13 protein-coding genes, 1 tRNA gene, 2 rRNA genes, 4 pseudogenes and 1 other annotated feature (1 of these 21 only partly in view) are annotated in these 17,449 nt (G+C 62.4%); of the genes and pseudogenes, 9 read left to right on the plus strand and 11 right to left on the minus strand.

Going from position 1 to position 17,449, the window contains the following annotated elements; all coding sequences use genetic code 11:
* Positions 1-60: 60 nt before the first annotated feature.
* Positions 61-957, minus strand: coding sequence for an IS110 family transposase (locus GCU53_RS06600; protein WP_152386906.1), 897 nt, complete (start codon positions 955-957; stop codon positions 61-63).
* Positions 958-1,528: 571 nt separating this feature from the next.
* On the opposite strand from GCU53_RS06600, the gene GCU53_RS06605 reads away from it, so the two are divergent.
* Positions 1,529-1,969, plus strand: a complete 441-nt coding sequence (locus tag GCU53_RS06605) for a universal stress protein (protein ID WP_152386907.1) — start codon at positions 1,529-1,531, stop codon at positions 1,967-1,969.
* A gap of 37 nt (positions 1,970-2,006) precedes the next feature.
* Here GCU53_RS06605 and GCU53_RS06610 read toward each other — a convergent pair whose 3' ends face one another.
* Positions 2,007-2,687 carry a DUF6901 family protein gene (locus tag GCU53_RS06610; protein ID WP_152386908.1) on the minus strand — a complete coding sequence of 227 codons (681 nt, stop codon included), beginning with the start codon at positions 2,685-2,687 and terminating at the stop codon, positions 2,007-2,009.
* Between the two features lie 78 nt (positions 2,688-2,765).
* The gene (locus GCU53_RS06615; protein ID WP_152386909.1) at positions 2,766-4,685 is read right to left on the minus strand and encodes an ATP-binding cassette domain-containing protein; all 1,920 of its coding nucleotides are present in this window, start codon (positions 4,683-4,685) and stop codon (positions 2,766-2,768) included.
* Between the two features lie 188 nt (positions 4,686-4,873).
* On the opposite strand from GCU53_RS06615, the gene GCU53_RS06620 reads away from it, so the two are divergent.
* The gene (locus GCU53_RS06620; protein ID WP_152386910.1) at positions 4,874-6,805 is read left to right on the plus strand and encodes a transglycosylase SLT domain-containing protein; all 1,932 of its coding nucleotides are present in this window, start codon (positions 4,874-4,876) and stop codon (positions 6,803-6,805) included.
* 3 nt (positions 6,806-6,808) lie between these two features.
* Here the strand turns inward: GCU53_RS06620 and yegS are convergent, their stop codons facing one another.
* From yegS to moaB, 3 genes are all read right to left on the minus strand, one after another.
* Positions 6,809-7,762: a lipid kinase YegS gene (gene yegS / locus GCU53_RS06625; RefSeq protein ID WP_152386911.1), complete on the minus strand. Its 954-nt coding sequence runs from the start codon at positions 7,760-7,762 to the stop codon at positions 6,809-6,811.
* Positions 7,763-7,833: 71 nt separating this feature from the next.
* The gene (locus GCU53_RS06630) at positions 7,834-9,036 is read right to left on the minus strand and encodes a molybdopterin molybdotransferase MoeA (RefSeq protein WP_152386912.1); all 1,203 of its coding nucleotides are present in this window, start codon (positions 9,034-9,036) and stop codon (positions 7,834-7,836) included.
* 4 nt (positions 9,037-9,040) lie between these two features.
* Complete coding sequence (moaB, locus tag GCU53_RS06635; protein WP_152386913.1) at positions 9,041-9,580, minus strand: molybdenum cofactor biosynthesis protein B; 540 nt, start codon at positions 9,578-9,580, stop codon at positions 9,041-9,043.
* A gap of 66 nt (positions 9,581-9,646) precedes the next feature.
* Here moaB and mobA point away from each other — a divergent pair, with 66 nt between their 5' ends.
* Positions 9,647-10,261, plus strand: a complete 615-nt coding sequence (gene mobA, locus GCU53_RS06640; protein WP_208845450.1) for a molybdenum cofactor guanylyltransferase MobA — start codon at positions 9,647-9,649, stop codon at positions 10,259-10,261.
* An 87-nt stretch (positions 10,262-10,348) separates the two neighbouring features.
* A pseudogene (locus tag GCU53_RS06645) lies at positions 10,349-10,734 on the plus strand (transposase); the annotation flags it as partial.
* Positions 10,624-10,690, plus strand: a sequence feature (AL1L pseudoknot). (Overlaps the previous pseudogene by 67 nt.)
* Here GCU53_RS06645 and GCU53_RS06650 read toward each other — a convergent pair.
* Positions 10,715-11,080, minus strand: a pseudogene (locus GCU53_RS06650) (IS3 family transposase); the annotation flags it as partial. The pseudogenes GCU53_RS06645 and GCU53_RS06650 overlap by 20 nt on opposite strands.
* A gap of 97 nt (positions 11,081-11,177) precedes the next feature.
* On the opposite strand from GCU53_RS06650, the gene tnpA (GCU53_RS06655) reads away from it, so the two are divergent.
* The 4 genes from tnpA (GCU53_RS06655) (at position 11,178) to tnpC (ending at position 13,778) form a co-directional block, all read left to right on the plus strand.
* Complete coding sequence (gene tnpA, locus GCU53_RS06655) at positions 11,178-11,450, plus strand: IS66-like element accessory protein TnpA (RefSeq protein WP_152386915.1); 273 nt, start codon at positions 11,178-11,180, stop codon at positions 11,448-11,450.
* Between the two features lie 58 nt (positions 11,451-11,508).
* A complete protein-coding gene (tnpA, locus tag GCU53_RS06660) occupies positions 11,509-11,832 on the plus strand; it encodes an IS66-like element accessory protein TnpA (RefSeq protein WP_152386916.1) in 324 nt (107 codons plus the stop codon).
* Positions 11,829-12,164, plus strand: coding sequence for an IS66 family insertion sequence element accessory protein TnpB (gene tnpB, locus GCU53_RS06665; RefSeq protein ID WP_152386917.1), 336 nt, complete (start codon positions 11,829-11,831; stop codon positions 12,162-12,164). Before tnpA (GCU53_RS06660) ends, tnpB begins: the two co-directional genes overlap by 4 nt.
* 81 nt (positions 12,165-12,245) lie before the next feature.
* Positions 12,246-13,778, plus strand: a complete 1,533-nt coding sequence (tnpC, locus tag GCU53_RS06670; RefSeq protein ID WP_152386918.1) for an IS66 family transposase — start codon at positions 12,246-12,248, stop codon at positions 13,776-13,778.
* Positions 13,779-13,808: 30 nt separating this feature from the next.
* On the opposite strand, the pseudogene GCU53_RS06675 reads toward tnpC, so the two are convergent.
* Positions 13,809-13,931 (minus strand): annotated as a pseudogene (locus GCU53_RS06675) (DDE-type integrase/transposase/recombinase); the annotation flags it as partial.
* A gap of 112 nt (positions 13,932-14,043) precedes the next feature.
* Between GCU53_RS06675 and GCU53_RS06680 the strand changes: the two are divergent.
* A pseudogene (locus GCU53_RS06680) lies at positions 14,044-14,420 on the plus strand (integrase core domain-containing protein); the annotation flags it as partial.
* A gap of 253 nt (positions 14,421-14,673) precedes the next feature.
* Here GCU53_RS06680 and GCU53_RS06685 read toward each other — a convergent pair.
* The 3 genes from GCU53_RS06685 to GCU53_RS06695 form a co-directional block, all read right to left on the minus strand.
* Positions 14,674-14,750, minus strand: a tRNA-Pro gene (locus tag GCU53_RS06685).
* Positions 14,751-14,998: 248 nt separating this feature from the next.
* Positions 14,999-15,114: ribosomal RNA gene (rrf, locus tag GCU53_RS06690) — 5S ribosomal RNA — on the minus strand.
* 156 nt (positions 15,115-15,270) lie between these two features.
* A 23S ribosomal RNA gene (locus tag GCU53_RS06695) occupies positions 15,271-17,449 on the minus strand (it continues 713 nt past the right edge of the window).

Below are 17,449 nucleotides of genomic sequence, written 5' to 3' on the forward strand. Positions count from 1 at the left end.
AAAAGAAACCCCGCTCGATGCGGGGTTTCTTTATTCAGACCGTAGATACTGTTATTCCGGTCAAGCGCCATGAAGCGCCAGATCGAAGGTTCTGCCGGATCGCAGGACGCCAAAGGCGACCTGCACCAGCTTGCGCATCATGGCACCGATGATCAGCCTGGCCGGCCTGCCATTGCCGGCCAGACGCTCGCGATACACCTTGCCCCAGGGCGTCCTGTAGAGCGCCACCATCGCTGGCATGTAGAGCGTCCGCCGCAACGCGGCATGACCGACCTTCGACATCCGCGGCCTGGCCCGCACGCTGCTGCCCGACTCGTACACACGCGGGCTGAGCCCGGCAAAGGCCACGAACTGCCGGGCACACCTGAACCGCTCGTTTCCCAGCCCGTAGGAGAGCAGCACGGCAATCGTGCGCTCGCCGAGTTCCGGAATGGAGCCGAGCAGGACCCGCTTGCGGCACAGGTCCTGGTCATCGTCCAGGGTGCGGGCGACTCCCCGCTCGAGGCGGTTCTTCTCCCGGGTCTGCATGGCCACCAGCCCCTGCTGGCCCAGCACCAGGGCGCGCAAGCGGCGCTCCGTTGGCGAGGGGGCTACCCACGCAGGCGGGCGCTTTTCCCGACAGAAATCGGCAAGGGTCTTCGCATCGACGGCATCGGTCTTGCTGCGCAGCCCCAGCGACTGGGCATGAGCCCTGGCCAGCGCCGGGTTGATGACCGAGACCCGGTGCCCGGCATCGGCCAGATGCAAGGCGACAGGCTCCCAGCAGACATGGGTGGCCTCCAGGCAGGCATGAATTTCGCCCTTGGCGTGCAGCGCGAGCCAGTCGGACAGTGCGGCAAAGCCTGCCGGGGTGTTGGGGAAGACCTTACTCTTGAACTTGGTGCCCAGCATCAAGGCGCAATCGAGCTTGGCCTTGGAAACATCGATGCCCAGCGGGATGAGGTCTGAAGTGCTCATGGCTTGCGCTATCTACCTTGTGAATGCAGGCTGCCGGCGAGGCCGGGCCGAAGATACTGTTCGATGGTTCGCAAGTTGAAGCGGGAGGTCCGGTGCGGAATCTACAGGGCGGCTGTAGAAGCCAAGGGTAGACACGGCATCCGGGCTCCCTGTGCTCAAGAGCGACTTGAGCAAAGACACAATACAAGGGTGAAAAACGCGCGCAGCGCTTTTCCACCGGCGTGCCCACGGCGGGAAAGGCCTGCGGCCGTTTCCCACCCTACTGTCTCTTGTCCCTATCGCAGATAAATCTGCTCCTTGTATCTCGACTGCCACCTCCAAGGAGGTGATAGTTCCCGACTGATCATCGGGGGAAGGCCAGGAAGACGCTCTGCTCCTTAGAGCATTTTTGGCCTGACTAGTGGTTGTGGCCGAGCGGATAACAATTAAGAGCCGACAGCGGTAGACCATGTCGCCCGTCCCCGTATGGCCTTGCGCTGGCTCAAGGAATCGCGCGTTAGTGCCGCCGGAGACTTCTCTGTTCACACGGGCGCGTCATACTTGAGGCAGGCTCACCGCACAGGACACGACCATGTCTTACCAACACATCATGACCGCCGTCGATCTCACCGACGAATGCCATCCGGTCATCCGCCGGGCCATTGCCCTGGCCAACTGTTTCCAGGCCCAGTTGTCCCTGGTGCATATTGTCGAGCCGATGGCCATGGCCTTCGGCGGGGACGTGCCGATGGACCTGTCGACCCTGCAGCAGCAGCAGCTCGACCAGGCGCGCGAGCGGGTCGCCGCCTTCGCCGGCCAGTACCCCGAACTGCTGCCCGAGCGGCGGCACATTCTCTTCGGCCAGCCGCGCCAGGAGATCCATCAGCTGGCGCAGGAGAAGGGATGCGACCTGATCGTGGTCGGCAGCCATGGCCGCCACGGCCTCGCCCTGCTGCTCGGCTCCACGGCCAACGACCTGCTGCATGGCGCACCCTGCGACGTGCTGGCGGTGCGTCTGAAGAAGCCCGAATGACGGTGCCGCCTCCTTCCCCGCGGGTGAGGAGGCGCGCTCAGTCCTCGTCGGCGCTCATCACCAGCGGGCGGATCTTGGCGAGCTGGGTCTCCAGCGAGTAGCTCATGCTGGAAGCCATCGAGAAGAAGGTCAGGAAGGCCTTGAGATTCGAATCACCGCCGCAGGTGCCATGGATGCGCTGCCAGAAGGCCTGATTGACCAGCTGCAGCTGCTGGAACAGACGTACCAGGCCCTTCAGCTCCCAGTCGGCATGGCGCCTTTCCCGGGCGTTGAAGTATTGCCGGGTCAGGTAGAGGGATACCGCGCGCAGGACGAACTCCTGCTGGCTGGCGAACGGCAGATGCTGCTGGGCCATCGGCCGCAGGCGGGACAGCCGGGGACAGGCGCTGGTGGCCATGATCACCCCGAGCAGAGAACGCACGCCCTCCTCCAGACTGACCTGCTTGCGGTATTCCCGCTCCGGCGTGCGCACCCAGACCTGCGCCTTCTGGAACGCCGGCAGCCCCTGGAAATCCTCGATCACCCCCTGCAGGTCCAACGCCGCCGGGCAATGACTGTACTGCTCCGGGGTCAGCGGGCAGTTGCTGCATTGCTGGTAAGCCAGACGCGTCCAGCCCGGAGCCTCCTTGGCATGCGCATGGTCGTAGCCGCGCTCCAGTTCGATTCGATAGCTGAAGGCGTGCCAGTCATCCAGGGTGATGCGATAGTCGATTGCCATGGGTGTCCTCCAGACGGTCGCCGAGAGAAAGACCGCGGCGCCCGGCGGCCTTGCCGTGCGCCCGCTGCAGCGAGCCGGTCAACCCTCTTCCAGCTCCGCCCAGCGCTCCAGCAGGCGGTCGAGCTCCTGCTGCAGATCCTCCAGACGGGCCAGGACCGGGCCGGTCTGGGCTGTCGGCTGCTGGTAGAAGACCGGATCGGCGATGCGCTCCTGCAGCTCGGCCAGCTCCGCCTCCACAGCATCAATCTGGCCGGGAATCGCCTCCAGCTCGCGTTGCAGTTTATAGCTCAGCTTTTTTCTGGGAACGGTCGACGGGCTGGCAGTTTCCGCCAAGGCAGTGGTAGCCGGCGCCTCCCTCTTCGACGTCTCCTCCTGGCTTGGGCGTTCGCCCACGCCCAGCAGACGCGGCGAACCACCCTGGCGCAGCCAGTCCTGATAGCCGCCGACGTATTCGCGGACCCGACCGTCGCCCTGGAACACCAGGGTGCTGGTCACCACGTTGTCGAGGAAGGCCCGATCGTGACTGACCATCAGCACGGTACCGGGGAAGTCCAGGAGGATCTCCTCCAGCAGCTCCAGGGTCTCCACGTCGAGGTCGTTGGTCGGCTCGTCGAGCACCAACAGGTTGGCCGGCTTGCTGAACAGCTTGGCCAGCAGCAGGCGCGCGCGCTCGCCACCGGACAGCGCCTTGACCGGGGTGCGCGCGCGCTGCGGGCTGAACAGGAAATCGCCGAGATAGCTCAGCACATGGCGGTTCTGGCCGTTGATGGTGATGAACTCGCGGCCCTCGGCAATGTTGTCGATCACCGTCTTTTCCGGCTCCAGCTGATGACGCAGCTGGTCGAAATAGGCCACCTCCAGCTTGGTGCCGATGTGGATGCGCCCCGCGGTGGGCTCAAGCTCGCCGAGCAGCAGCTTGAGCAGGGTGGTCTTGCCGGTGCCGTTGGCGCCGAGCAGGCCGATGCGGTCGCCGCGCTGCAGGACCATGGAGAAGTCGCGGATCAGCGGCGCCTCGCCCGGGTAAGCAAAGGTCACGTCCTCGGCGACGATCACCTGCTTGCCGGACTTCTCCGCCGCCTCCACCTGGAAGTTCGCCTTGCCCTGCCGCTCGCGGCGCTCGGCACGCTCGGCACGCATTGCCTTGAGCGCACGCACGCGGCCCTCGTTGCGGGTGCGGCGGGCCTTGATGCCCTGGCGGATCCACACCTCCTCCTGGGCCAGGCGCTTGTCGAACAGCGCGCTGGCGGCCTCCTCGGCGGCCAGTTGCTGCTCCTTGTGCACCAGGAAGCTGGCGTAGTCGCCGTTCCAGTCGATCAGGTGGCCGCGGTCGAGCTCGAGGATGCGGGTGGCCAGGTTCTGCAGGAAAGCGCGGTCGTGGGTGATGAACAGCACGGCGCCGTTGAAGCCGGCGAGCGCCTCCTCGAGCCAGGCGATGGCGCCGATGTCGAGGTGGTTGGTCGGCTCGTCGAGCAGCAGCAGGTCCGGCTCGGAAACCAGCGCCTGGGCCAGCAGTACGCGCCGCCGCCAGCCACCGGACAACTCGGCAAGGGTCCTGTCGGCCGGCAGCTGCAGGCGGCTCAGGGTGCTGTCGACCAGTTGCTGCAGGCGCCAGCCGTCCTTGGCCTCCAGCTCCTGCTGGACGCGGGTGAGCTTCTCCAGGTCGGCATCGGTGCGGATGTTCTGGCTCAGGTGATGGTACTGGGCTAGCAGGTCGCCAACTCCGGCCAATCCCTCGGCGACCACGTCGAATACGGTGCGCTCGTCGGCGCGCGGCAGCTCCTGCGGCAGCTCGCCGATCTTCAACCCCGGCGCGCGCCAGATCTCGCCGTCATCGGCCTGCTGGTCGCCCTTGACCAAACGCAGCATGCTCGACTTGCCGGTGCCGTTGCGGCCGATGATGCATACCCGTTCGCCACGGGCGATCTGCCAGGACACCTGGTCGAGCAACGGCATGGCGCCATAGGCGAGGGAAACGTCGGTGAACTTGAGCAGGGTCATGGGCAAGGTCTCGGGAAGAATCGGCACGCATTCTATCAGGCCCGGGCGCCGGTCACGTCCCGCCCATGCACTCGTGTACCTCTGGCTGTCCTTTCGGTGCGCTGTCAATGAACAGGGCGCTACAGCTAAACTAGACAGGAGTTCCATCATCTCGAAATTCCGTCGCCACTCCTTCCCCGAGAAGAGTCATGCGCAGTCGATTGCTCAGTCTGTTTTTCTGTCTGTCCCTGGCCCCCCTGGCCATTCCGCCCGCAGAGGCAGCCTCGCTCAGCGAACAGCGTCTCCTCTACGATCAGGCCAAGCGGGCTCTGGCCAAGGGCGATGCCGGCCCCTACCTGCGCAATCGCCAGGCCCTGCGCGACTATCCGCTGGAGCCCCACCTGGCCTACGACGAGCTGACCGCCCGGCTGAAGAACGCCAGCAACCGGGAAATCGAAGAGTTCCTCACCGAGCATGGCGACCTGCCACAGATCGGCTGGATGAAATTGCGCTGGCTGCGCTGGCTAGCCGAGCGCGGCGACTGGCAGACCTTCATCAACCATTACGATCCGGCGCTGAACTTCACCGAGCTCGACTGCCTGTACGGCCAGTACCAGTTCGTCCACGGGCGCAAGACCGAAGGCCATGCCACCGCCGAGAAGCTCTGGCTGGTCGGCAAGTCACAACCCCAGGCCTGCGACACCCTGTTCGGGCTCTGGGCTGCCGAGGGCCGGCTGAGCGACCAGAAACGCTGGCAGCGCCTGCGGCTGGCCGCCGATGCACGCAACTACGGCCTGGCCACACACCTGGCGAAAAGCACTCCCAGTCTCGAGCGCGAAGGATTGCTGATGGTGGAGGTGGCGCAGAAGCCCCAGATGCTGCTGAGCCAGAGCTCGCGCTTCGCACCGGCCAGCGAGCGGATGGCCGACGTGGTCGGTCTCGGCCTGCGCCGGCTGGCCCGCCAGGAGCCGGACAAGGCCCTGGCCCTGCTCGACGACTACGCCCGGCGCATGCGGTTCTCCAGCGAGGAGAAAGTGGCGATCGCCCGGGAAATCGGCCTGACTCTGGCCAAGCGCTTCGACAGCCGGGCGCTCGCGGTGATGGCCGAATACGATCCGGAGCTGCGCGACAAGACCGTGGCCGAATGGCGCACCCGTCTGCTGATGCGCCTGGGGCGCTGGGACGAGGCCTATCAGTTGACCCGCCGGATGCCGCAAGAGCTCGCAACCAGCAACCGCTGGCGCTACTGGCAGGCACGCAGCCTGCAACTGGCCCAGCCCCAGAACAAGCAGCCGATCGGGCTCTATCAGCCGGTCGCCCGTGAGCGGGATTTCTACGGCTTTCTTGCCGCCGATCGCATCCAGGTGCCTTACCAGCTGAACCACAAGCCGATGGCACTGGATCCGCGGGTGATGCAGAAGGTGCGCAACACCGCCGGTATCCGTCGAGCCCTGGAGTTCTATGCGCGCGGACAGATCGTCGATGCGCGCCGCGAGTGGTATCACGTCAGCCGCCTGTTCAGCCGCGAGGAAATGGTCGCCCAGGCCAAGCTGGCCTACGACATGGGCTGGTATTTTCCGGCCATCCGCACCATCAGCCAGGCACAATACTGGGACGATCTGGACATCCGCTTCCCGATGGCCCACCAGAGCAGCCTGACGCGTGCCGCCAGAAACCGCGGTCTGCATTCGAGCTGGGTGTTCGCCATCACTCGTCAGGAAAGCGCCTTCATGAGCGATGCCCGCTCCAGCGTCGGCGCCGGCGGCCTGATGCAGCTGATGCCGGCCACCGCCCAGGAAACTGCGCGCAAGTTCGGTATCCCGCTGAGCTCGCCACGCCAGGTCTACGATCCGGACACCAACATCCAGCTCGGCGCCGCCTACCTGAGTCAGGTGCATGCCCAGTTCGGTGGCAACCGGGTGCTCGCCTCCGCAGCCTACAACGCCGGCCCCGGGCGCGTACGACAGTGGCTGCGTGGAGCCGATCACCTGGCCTTCGATGTCTGGGTGGAAAGCATTCCCTTCGACGAAACCCGCCAGTACGTGCAGAACGTGCTGTCTTATTCGGTGATCTACGGGCACAAGCTCAACGCTCCGCAACCCTTGGTGGAATGGCACGAGCGCTACTTCGACGATCAGTAGAGATCAGGCTTCAGGCTGTGCTTCATCGGCCGCTGCTGCCCCCGGCCCGGAATTGCTGCGCAGCAGTGGCGAGTCGGGTGGCAGGTGTATGCGCAGGGCTGCCGCGCGGGTGGTAAAACGCAGGGTCTGGCTGTTTGCCGGTTCGCCGTCCAGATTCAGGTCCAGGCCTTCCGGGGCTTCGACCTCGACCCACGGCAGACGCGCCCCGATGGAGATGGTTTCAGCACCGAGAATACGCAGGGAAATCAAGGTTCCCAAGGTGCTGAGCGAGCTTCTGGCATCCTCGGGCGCAGGAACGATGCAGAGATCGAGCAGGCCGTCGTCCACAAGAGCCCCAGGACAGAGCAGATTGCCCCCGCCAGCCTGGCGCCCGTTACCGATGCCCAGCGCGAGGAACTCACCCTCCCAGTGAAAATCCGGTCCATGGAAGCGTCCGAAGGAAGCACTCAGCTCAGTGAGGCGCGTCAGCCCGGTCAACAGGTAGGCCGCTCCGCCGAGGGCCTTTTTTAACTCCTCGGGAGTGCTGGCAGTGACCTTCGACCCAAAGCCGCCGGTGGCCATGTTGAGAAAAAGCTGACCATCCACTTCGCCAAGATCCACCGGACTGGGGGCGACCTCCAGCAAGGCCAGTGCCTCTGCCGGCGGCAGGGGAATGCCTGCTGCATGGGCAAAATCGTTGGCCGTGCCCAGCGGCAGGATCGCCAGACTGGCTTCGCTGCCCGACAGAGCCATGGCCTCCGCCACCTCGCGCAAGGTTCCATCGCCACCACCGGCGATGATGATCGGATAGCCGGCCGCCAGACCTTCCCCGACCAACCGGCGGGCATCTCCGGTCTCCCAGGTCAGGCGCACGGCAATTTCCCAGCCCGCCTTGCGCTGGGCAAGAATAGCGGCGCGCAGTTCCTCGTTCGCGGCCTGTCGACCATGCAGCACCAACCATGCCTTGTGCTCAGCCATTACTCACCTCGGAAAGCATTCCAGCCAAGTATGGACGACAGGGTAACGGTCGGATGCGCTAGTACGGCCTCTCAGCCCAGTACTTCGCTCAGCGGAATGAAGCGTACCGGATCGCCCTCGGCCAGCGTCGTATCCTCACGTATCTCAACCAGCCCGTTGGCCCAGGCGGCGCTGAGCAGCACACCGGGGCTCTGGTTCGGATAGAGTACGGCACGCCCATCCTCCAGGCGCGCGCGCAAATACTCGCGACGCTTGCCGGGCTTGCTCCAGGCAAAGCCGGTCGGCACCAGAAAGGTTAACGGAGCCACGGCCTGCACGCCGAGACGACGCAGCAGATAAGGCCGAGCCAGCAAGGCAAAGGTGACCAGCGAGGATGCGGGATTACCAGGCAGACCGACAACGGGAATGCCCCGATAACGACCAACAGTCAGCGGCTTGCCTGGCTTGATAGCCAGCTTCCACAAGGCCAGTTCACCCTCCTCGCGCAGGATCTGCCCGAGGCAGTCCGCCTCCCCGACCGACACTCCGCCGGTCGAAAGGATCAAGTCGACGGCTCCCAGCTCGCCTAGACGGGCACGGGTCAGCTGCGGATCATCGGGCAGGATCCCGGCATCCAGCACGCTGCAGCCCAGACGCTTCAGCCAGCTCAGCAACAGGGGGCGATTGCTGTTGTAGATCTGCCCCGGGCCCAGCGGCTGCCCAGGCACGACCAGTTCATCTCCGGTGGAAAGCACGGCCACCCGCAGGCGCCGCCGCACCGACAGTTCGGCTGTCCCCAGGGAGGCAGCCAGACCCAGTTGCGCCGGCCCCAGGCGGCTGCCGGCGGCCAGCACGGCTTCGCCGCGGCGCGTCTCCTGGCCCTGCTCGCGGATGTTCTGCCGCGGGCGCAAGGCCTGAGTGAAGCGCACCCGCCCGTCCTCGAGCAGCTCGACATTTTCCTGCAGCTCGACGCAATCCGCTCCCTCCGGTACCGGTGCCCCGGTAAAGATGCGCGCACAGGTACCCAACTGCAGGGGCTCCGGGGCCTGCCCGGCGAAGACCGTCTGACTGACCGTCAGCGGCTCGCCCGTCCAGTCGGCCAGACGCAGGGCATAACCGTCCATGGCACTGTTCGGCCAGGGCGGCAGATCCAGGGAAGCGACCAAAGGCTCGGCCAGCACACGCCCTTCGGCATCATCCAGCGCCACCCGCTCAGAGTCGCCGACCGGTTCTTTCTCAGCCAGTTGTAACAGGCATTCGAGAGCCGCCTCGACGGACATCAATGGTTTTTTCATTGCCTCACCCGCGGGTTTCGCAGGACGTCACCGGTTTCAGATGGGGCACGAAACTGCAGGGGCGATGCCGGGCATCCAGTTGCTCGGCGAGAATGCCATCCCAGGCAGTGGCGCAAGCCCCGGTCGAGCCCGGCAGACAACAGACCAGGGTGCCATTGGCCAGACCGGCCAGCGCGCGGGACTGCACCGTGGAGGTGCCGATCTCTTTCATGGAAATATGTCGGAACAACTCGCCAAAACCATCGACCTGCTTGTCCAAAAGACAGGCTACGGCTTCGGGCGTGCTGTCGCGGCCAGTAAAGCCGGTTCCACCGGTGATCAATACGACCTGTACGTCCTTGTCGGCGATCCAAGCGGCGACCACGGCACGAATATGGTACAAGTCGTCCTTGAGCAGCAGGCGCGCCGCCAGCTTGTGCCCAGCCGCGCTCAGGCGTTCGACCAGCAGTTGGCCAGAGGTGTCGGTACCCAGAGTGCGGGTGTCGCTGACGGTCAAGACTGCGATGTTCAACGGCACGAAGGCCGCTTCAACCTTATGACTCATGCTGCCTTCCAGAGTGGGGAGAAGTCGAGCCGGAGTTATACCACAAGCCACTGCTGGAGCCATCCGATGACCGTCCCAGACACTCCCCTGCCCCCCTGCTCGGTACTGCTACTGGCAGGTGGTCGTGGACAACGCATGGGGGGCCAGGACAAGGGGCTGCTGAAATGGCGGGGCAAGCCGTTGGTTGCCCACCTGCATGCATTGATACGGCCACTCACCGACGATCTGATAATCTCCTGCAATCGCAATATCGAACATTACGCGCTCTATGCCGATTGTGTGGTGCATGACGACAGCTCGGACTTCCCAGGCCCTCTGGCTGGCATCCGCGCCGGACTCAAAGTTGCCCGGCATGCCTGGCTACTGATACTGCCCTGTGATGCCCCCTTGGTTGATGTCACATTGCTGCACAGTATGCGCTGGAATGCCAGCTTGCATCCTGGACGACCTTTACTGCTACGTCAGGGCCACCAATGGGAACCCCTGTTCTGCCTGATACCTAAGACTCTGGAAGCGAACTTGGAGCGAGCCTGGCAGGGTGGCGAGCGCAGTCCGCGCCAGGTCTTTCTGGCGCATGAGGCTACCGCCCTGCAATGCCTACCGGGGGATTCTCGGCTGCTCAACCTCAACACGCCACACCTGCTGGCCGAAGCGGAAAACAATGCAGATCGCCAAAAGTGATCACTACTTCCGACATCCGACGTGAAGACATATAAAGTGAACCGTCCCGGCTTTCCCGGAGGCTCCAACTCTTGAGAGGATGGAGCCATGAAGACAGCAACGAAGTATTCCCCGGAAGTCCGCGAGCGAGCGGTTCGTTTGGTGCTGGAGCATCAAGACGGACATGACTCGGAGTGGGCGGCGATCTGCTCAACTGCAGCCAAGATTGGTTGTACAGCCGAAACGCTGCGCCGCTGCGTGCACCAGGCTGAGCGCGACAATGGCAAGCGCGAAGGCCAGACCATCAGCGAAGAGCGGATCAAGGCACTAGAACGTGAAGTGCGTGAGCTGCGCCAGACCAACGAGATCTCGCGCAAGGCGTCCGCGTATTTTGCTCAGGCGGAACTCGACCGCCGCTTCAAGCCATGAAAGCGTTCATCGACGTGATCTTGCCCAGCACTTGTGGACACAGGTTTAAGCACTCATCCGAGCCTCGAAGGCTTCCGGACTGAGGTATTCCAGAGTGCTATGACGCCGCTGGCGGTTGTAGTCGATTTCGATGTATTCGAACACGGTTGCTCGCATCTGGGCACGCGTACCGAAGCGTTCCCCATGGATGCACTCAACCTTCAGACTGTGGAAGAAGCTCTCGGCACAGGCGTTGTCGTAGCAGTTGCCCTTCGCGCTCATGCTGCCGCGCAGCCGATGGGCACGAAGCAGTTCCCGATAGGCCGCCGAACAGTACTGGTTGCCTCGATCCGTATACACGATCACGCCTTGAGGCTGCTTGCGCCGCCACAGGGCCATGCGCAGGGCATCGCAGGCCAGTTCGGCCGTAAGCGTCCGGCCAAGTCATCTGGTTTGAGCCCGCCAGGCTAAGAGATGGTGTTCACCTATTTATCGTGGACACCATCTCCAGGCTTTTAAGCGGGAAATCATGCAGCGTCGTTCCTATTCCACAGCCTTCAAGGCTCAAATCGTGCAGGAGTGTGGCCAGCCCGGCGCCTCCGTCGCCAGCGTGGCGCTGAGCCATGGCATCAACAGCAACGTTGTCCATAAATGGATACGCACGGCTCGCAGCCAGGCGGTTGAAACCCTGCCGGCGTTCATCCCGCTGGCGCTTGAATCGCCGGCGCGAGCGGAGTGCTCATCCAGCGCGGACATCCGTAAGCGTCCGGCCAAGTCATCTGGTTTGAGCCCGCCAGGCTAAGAGATGGTGTCCACCTATTTATCGTGGACACCATCTCCAGGCTTTTAAGCGGGAAATCATGCAGCGTCGTTCCTATTCCACGGCCTTCAAGGCTCAAGTCGTGCAGGAGTGTGGCCAGCCCGGCGCCTCCGTCGCCAGCGTGGCATTGAGCCACGGCATCAACACCACTGTTGTCCATCAATGGATACGCACGGCACGCAGCCAGGTTGAGACCCTGCCGGCGTTCATCCCGCTTGCACTGGATGCGCCCGTGCGGGCCGGATATGCCTCCCGCGCGGACATTCGCATCGATATCCCCCATCGGCGCACAACCTTGACCGTTCCCTGGCCTGCGGGCGATGCAGAGGGGTGTGCCCGGTTCGTGCGCGAGATCCTGCAATGATCCGTATCGATGCCATCTGGCTCGCCACCGAACCGCTGGATATGCGGGCCGGAACGGAAACGGCGCTGGCCAGGGTGGTGGAGGTCTTCGGTGCGGCGAAGCCGCACAACGCCTACCTGTTCGCCAACAAACGAGCCAACCGCATGAAAGTGCTGGTTCACGATGGTTTCGGTGTCTGGCTGGCCTCGCGCCGACTGAACCGGGGCCGTTTTGTCTGGCCGGGCAGTTGGCAGGGCACGCAGTTGGAGCTGAATGCCGAGCAGCTTCAGGCCCTGGTGGTCGGGCTGTCCTGGCATCGGGTCGGATCGGGGGCCGAAATCAGCCTTTTATAGTTGGCCGTCAGGTGGTGCCTGCCGCGCAATTGACCGAACGACCTATCGTCGATAGCGGTCAAGGCAGGCACACTCGGCGCCATGACTTCTGCTTGCTTCGACCATCTGACGCCCGAACAACTACGCGAACTGGCGGCGCAGTTGACGCAGCGTGTCGCCAGCCTCGACCAGCAAGTCCACTATCACAAGACCCGCAGCGATCAGCTGGCTCACGAAATTGCCGTCCTCAAGCGGCATCGGTTTGCCCGACGCAGCGAGCAGCTCGGTGCTGCCCAGCTCAGCCTGCTGGACGATCTGCTCGATACCGATATCGCGGCCATCGAAGCCGAGCTCGAGGAGCTGGCTCCAGCTCCCGCCGCTGCCGAGCCACGCCAGCAGCCCAGGCGCACAGCCTTGCCGCCGCAGTTCCCCCGCACGCTGATCCATCACGAGCCGGACAACACGCAGTGCGCCTGCGGCTGCCAGCTCAAACGCATCGGTGAAGATGTCAGCGAAAAGCTCGACTACACCCCGGGCGTCTTCACGGTGGAGCGGCATATCCGCGGCAAATGGGTCTGCGAACGATGCGAAACGCTGATCCAGGCGCCGGTTCCGGCCCAGGTGATCGACAAGGGCATCCCGACTGCCGGGCTGCTGGCCCAGGTCATGGTGGCCAAGTTCGCCGACCATCTGCCCCTGTACCGGCAGGAAAAGATCTTCGGCCGGGCCGGTTTCGCCCTCCCGCGCTCGACCCTGGCGCAGTGGGTCGGCCGTTGCGGCGTGCAACTGCAACCACTGGTCGATGCACTGCGGGACATAGTCCTGGAGCAGAACGTCATCCATGCCGACGAGACCCCGGTACAAATGCTCGCGCCGGGCATGAAGAAGACCCGGCGCGCCTATGTCTGGGCCTACGTTCCCAGCCCGTTCGCCGAGCTGCGTGCGGCGGTCTACGACTTCAGCCCCAGCCGTGCCGGCGAGCATGCCCGCACCTTCCTCGGCGACTGGCGCGGCCAACTGGTCTGCGACGACTTCGCCGGCTACAAGGCCTGCTTCGAGCAGGGCGTGACCGAGATCGGCTGCATGGCCCATGCCCGGCGCAAGCTCTACGACCTGCATATCGCCAACCAGAGTCAACTGGCCGAACAGGCTCTGCGCTACATCGGTCAGCTGTACGACATCGAGCGTGAGGTGCGCGACCTGCCGCCCGACGAGCGACAGCGAATACGCCAGGAAAAAGCCAAGCCCATCGCCGATGCCCTGCACGGCTGGATGCTCACCCAGCGCCGGTTGGTGCATGAAGGCACGGCCATCGCCAAGGCACTCGACTACTGCCTCAAGCGCTGGACGGCCCTCGTGCGCTATCTCGATGACGGGATGGTGGCGATAGATAACAACTGGTGCGAAAACCAGATCCGCCCGTGGGCCATCGGCCGCGCAAATTGGCTGTTCGCCGGCTCACTGCGCAGCGGCAAGCGTGCGGCCGCCCTGATGACACTGATTCAATCGGCACGCCTGAACGGGCATGATCCGTATGCCTATCTGAAAGATGTGCTGACCCGGCTGCCGACGCAGAAGGCCAGCGAGATCACCCAGCTGCTGCCACACAACTGGAAACCCTCCTGCAAGGCGTGATGCCCGGCCGCTTACGTTCGGCCGTCATGCGTTCATGGCCCAGCCGATCACCCTGCGCGAGTACAGGTCGATGATCACGGCCAGATACAACCAGCCTTCTTCCGTGTGCAGGTAAGTCATGTCGCCCACCCACTTCCGGTTTGGCGCCGCTGCGTAGGCTTGGGAGTGGCGGATACGGGTTGGTTTCATCGGGCTTGCTTGCCTTGCCATGGATCACCTCGTTGCAGTGTATCGCTTAACGGGGTGTCCACTGAGGCTGGGCAAGATCAATGCGCTGGAGCAAGCGCTGTACGCCCGCCGTCCCGTCAATCAGGGTGGACTCATTCACCACAGCGTCCGGGGCGTGCAGTACGTCCCGATCCGCTATACCGAACGCCTGTTCGAAGCTGGGGTCGAGCCCTCGGTGGGCAGCGTGGGCGACGCCTATGACAATGCCTTGGCCGAGACCATCAATGGCTTGTACAAGGCCGAGATGATTCATCGTCGCTCTTGGCAGAGTCGAGAGGCAGTGGAGTTGGCGACGCTGGAGTGGGTGGACTGGTTCAATCACCGACGGCTGCTGGAGCCCATCGGCAACATGCCACCCGCCGAGGCCGAAGCCTTTACTATCGACAACTTACCGAGTCGGCCCAAGCGGCATGACTCACACCAAAGAGCCTCCAGAGATCCCGGGGCGGTTCAGTCCTGTGTTTCAAAGGGCTCGTTCATCGTTGCTGATGGGGAACAGGCTGCCCTAGCGGGGTGGTTGAATGTGAATGCAAGCCACAAATAAAAACACCCCCTATCTTGTGCGATGGGGGTGTTATTTTCACTTGTCCCGACGGCTTATAATCTTTTGCACAGCCGTATTAGGTTTATTGCTCGCCCTAACTTAAGACTAGGGCTTTCGCGGGTATGGTCGGAGCGACTGGATTCGAACCAGCGACCTTCTCGTCCCGAACGAGACGCGCTACCAAGCTGCGCTACGCTCCGAAGATGGCGCGCATTCTACAGAAAAACTTTTTATGCACAAGGGGTTAGATGAAATTTTTTACATCTTTCGAATTGCTGCCTAAAGATAACGCCAAAGTACTAAACAGGTAGCGACCAGCATCTGAGAAGATCGACCGCCAGAGACCAATCCATTGTTTACCGATGAGATTGATAAGATCACAGATCTCCAAGTACGACCCAAATGAAAACCCCCGAGCCGGATGACGGCTCGGGGGTTCGGAAAGGGCGCTTGACGATGACCTACTCTCGCATGGGGAAGCCCCACACTACCATCGGCGATGCGTCGTTTCACTGCTGAGTTCGGGATGGGATCAGGTGGTTCCAACGCTCTATGGTCGTCAAGCAATTCGGTGGGGAGGTCGCTGTGCGGCGCCCTCCCGTATCGGGCATGTGATATCGGTGTCGCGGTGCTCTTGCGGTTCAGGCGAATCTTCGGTTCTGTCGGCTTCGACCCCACCCGCTGCCGCAGCGTGCTGCGTGCAGATTGTTTGGGTGTTATATGGTCAAGCCTCACGGGCAATTAGTATGGGTTAGCTCAACGCCTCACAGCGCTTACACACCCCACCTATCAACGTCGTAGTCTTCGACGGCCCTTCAGGGAGCTCGAGGCTCCAGTGAGATCTCATCTTGAGGCAAGTTTCCCGCTTAGATGCTTTCAGCGGTTATCTTTTCCGAACATAGCTACCCGGCAGTGCCACTGGCGTGACAACCGGAACACCAGAGGTTCGTCCAACCCGGTCCTCTCGTACTAAGGTCAGCCCCTCTCAAATCTCAAACGTCCACGGCAGATAGGGACCGAACTGTCTCACGACGTTCTAAACCCAGCTCGCGTACCACTTTAAATGGCGAACAGCCATACCCTTGGGACCGGCTTCAGCCCCAGGATGTGATGAGCCGACATCGAGGTGCCAAACACCGCCGTCGATATGAACTCTTGGGCGGTATCAGCCTGTTATCCCCGGAGTACCTTTTATCCGTTGAGCGATGGCCCTTCCATACAGAACCACCGGATCACTAAGACCTACTTTCGTACCTGCTCGACGTGTCTGTCTCGCAGTCAAGCGCGCTTTTGCCTTTATACTCTGCGACCGATTTCCGACCGGTCTGAGCGCACCTTCGTACTCCTCCGTTACTCTTTGGGAGGAGACCGCCCCAGTCAAACTGCCCACCATACACTGTCCTCGATCCGGATGACGGACCAGAGTTAGAACCTCAAGCATGCCAGGGTGGTATTTCAAGGATGGCTCCATGGGAACTGGCGTCCCCACTTCAAAGCCTCCCACCTATCCTACACAAGCAGGCTCAAAGTCCAGTGCAAAGCTACAGTAAAGGTTCACGGGGTCTTTCCGTCTAGCCGCGGATACACTGCATCTTCACAGCGATTTCAATTTCACTGAGTCTCGGGTGGAGACAGCGCCGCCATCGTTACGCCATTCGTGCAGGTCGGAACTTACCCGACAAGGAATTTCGCTACCTTAGGACCGTTATAGTTACGGCCGCCGTTTACCGGGGCTTCGATCAAGAGCTTCGCTTGCGCTAACCCCATCAATTAACCTTCCGGCACCGGGCAGGCGTCACACCCTATACGTCCACTTTCGTGTTTGCAGAGTGCTGTGTTTTTAATAAACAGTCGCAGCGGCCTGGTATCTTCGACCGGCATGGGCTTACGGAGTAAATCCTTCACCCTCACCGGCGCACCTTCTCCCGAAGTTACGGTGCCATTTTGCCTAGTTCCTTCACCCGAGTTCTCTCAAGCGCCTTGGTATTCTCTACCCGACCACCTGTGTCGGTTTGGGGTACGATTCCTGGTTACCTGAAGCTTAGAGGCTTTTCCTGGAAGCAGGGCATCAACCACTTCGCCTTCGTAAAAGAAGGCTCGTCATCAGCTCTCGGCCTTGACCACCCGGATTTGCCTGAGTGATCGGCCTACCACCTTAAACTTGGACAACCAACGCCAAGCTGGCCTAGCCTTCTCCGTCCCCCCATCGCAGTAACCAGAAGTACGGGAATATTAACCCGTTTCCCATCGACTACGCTCTTCAGCCTCGCCTTAGGGGTCGACTCACCCTGCGTCGATTAACGTTGCGCAGGAACCCTTGGTCTTTCGGCGTGGGTGTTTTTCACACCCATTGTCGTTACTCATGTCAGCATTCGCACTTCTGATACCTCCAGCCAGCCTCTCGACTGACCTTCACAGGCTTACAGAACGCTCCTCTACCGCGCATCTTGCGATGCACCCGTAGCTTCGGTGCCTGGTTTGAGCCCCGTTACATCTTCCGCGCAGGCCGACTCGACTAGTGAGCTATTACGCTTTCTTTAAAGGGTGGCTGCTTCTAAGCCAACCTCCTAGCTGTCTAAGCCTTCCCACATCGTTTCCCACTTAACCAGGACTTTGGGACCTTAGCTGACGGTCTGGGTTGTTTCCCTTTTCACGACGGACGTTAGCACCCGCCGTGTGTCTCCCGTGCTGACACTTGCCGGTATTCGGAGTTTGCATCGGTTTGGTAAGTCGGGATGACCCCCTAGCCGAAACAGTGCTCTACCCCCAGCAGTGATACACGAGGCGCTACCTAAATAGCTTTCGAGGAGAACCAGCTATCTCCGAGCTTGATTAGCCTTTCACTCCGATCCACAAGTCATCCGCTACCTTTTCAACGGGAGTCGGTTCGGTCCTCCAG

This window comes from Azotobacter salinestris (assembly GCF_009363155.1).
Lineage (GTDB): Bacteria > Pseudomonadota > Gammaproteobacteria > Pseudomonadales > Pseudomonadaceae > Azotobacter > Azotobacter salinestris.

Excerpts from the sequence above, each read along its gene's own strand:
- GCU53_RS06600 (WP_152386906.1), bottom strand. The coding sequence starts at position 957 with ATGAGCACTTCAGACCTCATCCCGCTGGGCATCGATGTTTCCAAGGCC.
- GCU53_RS06605 (WP_152386907.1), top strand. The coding sequence starts at position 1,529 with ATGTCTTACCAACACATCATGACCGCCGTCGATCTCACCGACGAATGC.
- GCU53_RS06610 (WP_152386908.1), bottom strand. The coding sequence starts at position 2,687 with ATGGCAATCGACTATCGCATCACCCTGGATGACTGGCACGCCTTCAGC.
- GCU53_RS06615 (WP_152386909.1), bottom strand. The coding sequence starts at position 4,685 with ATGACCCTGCTCAAGTTCACCGACGTTTCCCTCGCCTATGGCGCCATG.
- GCU53_RS06620 (WP_152386910.1), top strand. The coding sequence starts at position 4,874 with ATGCGCAGTCGATTGCTCAGTCTGTTTTTCTGTCTGTCCCTGGCCCCC.
- yegS (WP_152386911.1), bottom strand. The coding sequence starts at position 7,762 with ATGGCTGAGCACAAGGCATGGTTGGTGCTGCATGGTCGACAGGCCGCG.
- GCU53_RS06630 (WP_152386912.1), bottom strand. The coding sequence starts at position 9,036 with ATGAAAAAACCATTGATGTCCGTCGAGGCGGCTCTCGAATGCCTGTTA.
- moaB (WP_152386913.1), bottom strand. The coding sequence starts at position 9,580 with ATGAGTCATAAGGTTGAAGCGGCCTTCGTGCCGTTGAACATCGCAGTC.
- mobA (WP_208845450.1), top strand. The coding sequence starts at position 9,647 with ATGACCGTCCCAGACACTCCCCTGCCCCCCTGCTCGGTACTGCTACTG.
- tnpA (WP_152386915.1), top strand. The coding sequence starts at position 11,178 with ATGCAGCGTCGTTCCTATTCCACAGCCTTCAAGGCTCAAATCGTGCAG.
- tnpA (WP_152386916.1), top strand. The coding sequence starts at position 11,509 with ATGCAGCGTCGTTCCTATTCCACGGCCTTCAAGGCTCAAGTCGTGCAG.
- tnpB (WP_152386917.1), top strand. The coding sequence starts at position 11,829 with ATGATCCGTATCGATGCCATCTGGCTCGCCACCGAACCGCTGGATATG.
- tnpC (WP_152386918.1), top strand. The coding sequence starts at position 12,246 with ATGACTTCTGCTTGCTTCGACCATCTGACGCCCGAACAACTACGCGAA.